The sequence below is a fragment of the Streptococcus raffinosi genome (assembly GCF_030284685.1).
Classification (GTDB): Bacteria; Bacillota; Bacilli; order Lactobacillales; family Streptococcaceae; genus Streptococcus; species Streptococcus raffinosi.
The window spans coordinates 1-5,052 of record NZ_JASUZV010000022.1; the positions used below are offsets into that span (position 1 = coordinate 1).

The window sequence follows — 5,052 nt, forward strand, 5'->3', positions numbered from 1 at the left end:
TAAATGCTAAGCGACTACCATATCTAACAGGGGGCAACCCCCAACTACTTCAGGCGTTCTAGGGCTTAACTGCTGTGTTCGGCATGGGAACAGGTGTATCTCCTAGGCTATCGTCACTTAACTCTGAGTATTCTCAACTCAAAATTGAATATCTATACCGTCTCAAGAAACCTTCACGCTATCAATGTCTCTCAGTTACTTACTTTGGATAAGTCCTCGAGCTATTAGTATTAGTCCGCTACATGTGTCACCACACTTCCACTCCTAACCTATCAACCTGATCATCTCTCAGGGCTCTTACTGATATATAATCATGGGAAATCTCATCTTGAGGTGGGCTTCACACTTAGATGCTTTCAGCGTTTATCCCTTCCCTACATAGCTACCCAGCGATGCTCTTGGCAGAACAACTGGTACACCAGCGGTAAGTCCACTCTGGTCCTCTCGTACTAGGAGCAGATCCTCTCAAATTTCCTACGCCCGCGACGGATAGGGACCGAACTGTCTCACGACGTTCTGAACCCAGCTCGCGTGCCGCTTTAATGGGCGAACAGCCCAACCCTTGGGACCGACTACAGCCCCAGGATGCGACGAGCCGACATCGAGGTGCCAAACCTCCCCGTCGATGTGAACTCTTGGGGGAGATAAGCCTGTTATCCCCAGGGTAGCTTTTATCCGTTGAGCGATGGCCCTTCCATGCGGAACCACCGGATCACTAAGCCCGACTTTCGTCCCTGCTCGAGTTGTAGCTCTCGCAGTCAAGCTCCCTTATACCTTTACACTCTGCGAATGATTTCCAACCATTCTGAGGGAACCTTTGGGCGCCTCCGTTACCTTTTAGGAGGCGACCGCCCCAGTCAAACTGCCCGTCAGACACTGTCTCCGATAGGGATAACCTATCTGGGTTAGAGTAGCCATAACACAAGGGTAGTATCCCAACAACGCCTCACTCGAAACTGGCGTCCCGAGGTCCTAGGCTCCTACCTATCCTGTACATGTGGTACAGATACTCAATATCAAACTGCAGTAAAGCTCCATGGGGTCTTTCCGTCCTGTCGCGGGTAACCTGCATCTTCACAGGTACTAAAATTTCACCGAGTCTCTCGTTGAGACAGTGCCCAAATCATTACGCCTTTCGTGCGGGTCGGAACTTACCCGACAAGGAATTTCGCTACCTTAGGACCGTTATAGTTACGGCCGCCGTTTACTGGGGCTTCAATTCATACCTTCGCTTACGCTAAGCACTCCTCTTAACCTTCCAGCACCGGGCAGGCGTCACCCCCTATACATCATCTTACGATTTAGCAGAGAGCTGTGTTTTTGATAAACAGTTGCTTGGGCCTATTCACTGCGGCTGACTATCAGTCAGCGCCCCTTCTCCCGAAGTTACGGGGCCATTTTGCCGAGTTCCTTAACGAGAGTTCTCTCGCTCACCTGAGGCTACTCGCCTCGACTACCTGTGTCGGTTTGCGGTACGGGTAGAGTATAATTAACGCTAGAAGCTTTTCTTGGCAGTGTGACATCACTAACTTCGCTACTAAACTTCGCTCCCCATCACAGCTCAATGTTAGAGATATAAGCATTTGACTCATATCACACCTCACTGCTTGGCCAGACTCTTCCATTCGTCTGGTTTAGTTAGCCTACTGCGTCCCTCCATCACTATATACTCTAGTACAGGAATATCAACCTGTTGGCCATCGGATACACCTTTCGGTCTCTCCTTAGGTCCCGACTAACCCAGGGCGGACGAGCCTTCCCCTGGAAACCTTAGTCTTACGGTGGACAGGATTCTCACCTGTCTTTCGCTACTCATACCGGCATTCTCACTTCTATGCGCTCCAGCACTCCTCACGGTACACCTTCTTCGCACATAGAACGCTCTCCTACCATACCTATAAAGGTATCCACAGCTTCGGTAATATGTTTTAGCCCCGGTACATTTTCGGCGCAGGGTCACTCGACTAGTGAGCTATTACGCACTCTTTGAATGAATAGCTGCTTCTAAGCTAACATCCTAGTTGTCTGTGCAACCCCACATCCTTTTCCACTTAACATATATTTTGGGACCTTAGCTGGTGGTCTGGGCTGTTTCCCTTTCGACTACGGATCTTAGCACTCGCAGTCTGACTGCCGATTATATCTCATTGGCATTCGGAGTTTATCTGAGATTGGTAATCCGGGATGGACCCCTCACCCAAACAGTGCTCTACCTCCAAGAGACTTAACATCGACGCTAGCCCTAAAGCTATTTCGGAGAGAACCAGCTATCTCCAAGTTCGTTTGGAATTTCTCCGCTACCCACAAGTCATCCAAGCACTTTTCAACGTGCCCTGGTTCGGTCCTCCAGTGAGTTTTACCTCACCTTCAACCTGCTCATGGGTAGGTCACATGGTTTCGGGTCTACGACATGATACTATGACGCCCTATTAAGACTCGGTTTCCCTGCGGCTCCGTCTCTTCAACTTAACCTCGCATCATATCGTAACTCGCCGGTTCATTCTACAAAAGGCACGCTCTCACCCATTAACGGGCTCGAACTTGTTGTAGGCACACGGTTTCAGGTTCTATTTCACTCCCCTCCCGGGGTGCTTTTCACCTTTCCCTCACGGTACTGGTTCACTATCGGTCACTAGAGAGTATTTAGGGTTGGGAGATGGTCCTCCCAGATTCCGACGAGATTTCTCGTGTCTCGCCGTACTCAGGATACTGCTAGGTATAAAGACTATTTCGAATACGAGGCTGTTACTCTCTTTGGCCTACCTTCCCAGGTAGTTCTTCTATAATCTTTAAGTCCACATCGCAGTCCTACAACCCCGAAGAGTAAACTCTTCGGTTTGCCCTCTTGCCATTTCGCTCGCCGCTACTAAGGCAATCGCTTTTGCTTTCTCTTCCTGCAGCTACTTAGATGTTTCAGTTCACTGCGTCTTCCTCTTCATTACCTTAACAGTAATGAGTGACAGGCATTACCTGCCGGGTTCCCCCATTCGGACATCTCTGGATCTTTGCTCACTTACAGCTCCCCAAAGCATTTCGTCGTTAGTCACGTCCTTCATCGGCTTCTAGTGCCAAGGCATCCACCGTGCGCCCTTATTAACTTAACCTTATTTTGGTCTTACGACCTAACTCATTAAATATTCACAGCGTTTCGGTTTATTTTCTTGTTACTATCTATATGTATTTTATTACATATGGAATTTGATATAGATATTCAATTTTCAATGGACAATACTTGAATCTTTCGATTCAATGGAGCCTAGCGGGATCGAACCGCTGACCTCCTGCGTGCAAAGCAGGCGCTCTCCCAGCTGAGCTAAGGCCCCACAAGACCTCTCAAAACTAAATAAGAAACTCAAGTACATTCCGTTTTTCCTTAGAAAGGAGGTGATCCAGCCGCACCTTCCGATACGGCTACCTTGTTACGACTTCACCCCAATCATCTATCCCACCTTAGGCGGCTGGCTCCATAAGGTTACCTCACCGACTTCGGGTGTTACAAACTCTCGTGGTGTGACGGGCGGTGTGTACAAGGCCCGGGAACGTATTCACCGCGGCGTGCTGATCCGCGATTACTAGCGATTCCGACTTCATGTAGGCGAGTTGCAGCCTACAATCCGAACTGAGATTGGCTTTAAGAGATTAGCTCGCCGTCACCGACTCGCAACTCGTTGTACCAACCATTGTAGCACGTGTGTAGCCCAGGTCATAAGGGGCATGATGATTTGACGTCATCCCCACCTTCCTCCGGTTTATTACCGGCAGTCTCGCTAGAGTGCCCAACTGAATGATGGCAACTAACAATAGGGGTTGCGCTCGTTGCGGGACTTAACCCAACATCTCACGACACGAGCTGACGACAACCATGCACCACCTGTCACCGATGTACCGAAGTAACTTCCTATCTCTAGAAATAGCATCGGGATGTCAAGACCTGGTAAGGTTCTTCGCGTTGCTTCGAATTAAACCACATGCTCCACCGCTTGTGCGGGCCCCCGTCAATTCCTTTGAGTTTCAACCTTGCGGTCGTACTCCCCAGGCGGAGTGCTTAATGCGTTAGCTGCGGCACTGAATCCCGGAAAGGACCCAACACCTAGCACTCATCGTTTACGGCGTGGACTACCAGGGTATCTAATCCTGTTCGCTCCCCACGCTTTCGAGCCTCAGCGTCAGTTACAGACCAGAGAGCCGCTTTCGCCACCGGTGTTCCTCCATATATCTACGCATTTCACCGCTACACATGGAATTCCACTCTCCCCTTCTGCACTCAAGTTTGACAGTTTCCAAAGCGAACTATGGTTGAGCCACAGCCTTTAACTTCAGACTTATCAAACCGCCTGCGCTCGCTTTACGCCCAATAAATCCGGACAACGCTCGGGACCTACGTATTACCGCGGCTGCTGGCACGTAGTTAGCCGTCCCTTTCTGGTAAGCTACCGTCACAGTGTGAACTTTCCACTCTCACACTCGTTCTTGACTTACAACAGAGCTTTACGATCCGAAAACCTTCTTCACTCACGCGGCGTTGCTCGGTCAGGGTTGCCCCCATTGCCGAAGATTCCCTACTGCTGCCTCCCGTAGGAGTCTGGGCCGTGTCTCAGTCCCAGTGTGGCCGATCACCCTCTCAGGTCGGCTATGTATCGTCGCCTAGGTGAGCCGTTACCTCACCTACTAGCTAATACAACGCAGGTCCATCTTGTAGTGGAGCATTTGCCCCTTTCAAATGAATGACATGGGTCACCCATTGTTATGCGGTATTAGCTATCGTTTCCAATAGTTATCCCCCGCTACAAGGCAGGTTACCTACGCGTTACTCACCCGTTCGCAACTCTTCCAAGAAGAGCAAGCTCCTCTCTTCAGCGTTCTACTTGCATGTATTAGGCACGCCGCCAGCGTTCGTCCTGAGCCAGGATCAAACTCTCATTAAATTCTTCAATAATCGTTCGAGCGTTAACTCATTTCCGTCTTCTGACGTTTTTTTCTTGTAAATTGACAGGTTATAATTTCTTCTATCATAACCCTGCACTTGGTTTCTTATTCAGTTCTCAAAGGTCT

Annotated in this window: 1 tRNA gene and 3 rRNA genes; all 4 read right to left on the minus strand. The window is 49.6% G+C overall.

Going from position 1 to position 5,052, the window contains the following annotated elements:
• Positions 1-5: 5 nt before the first annotated feature.
• Positions 6-121: ribosomal RNA gene (rrf, locus tag QRD39_RS10055) — 5S ribosomal RNA — on the minus strand.
• An 83-nt stretch (positions 122-204) separates the two neighbouring features.
• Positions 205-3,104, minus strand: a 23S ribosomal RNA gene (locus QRD39_RS10060).
• 146 nt (positions 3,105-3,250) lie between these two features.
• Positions 3,251-3,323 (minus strand) — tRNA-Ala (locus QRD39_RS10065).
• Between the two features lie 54 nt (positions 3,324-3,377).
• Positions 3,378-4,925, minus strand: a 16S ribosomal RNA gene (locus tag QRD39_RS10070).
• The 16S, 23S and 5S rRNA genes sit together here with 1 tRNA gene alongside, the layout of an rRNA operon.
• Positions 4,926-5,052 lie beyond the last annotated feature (127 nt).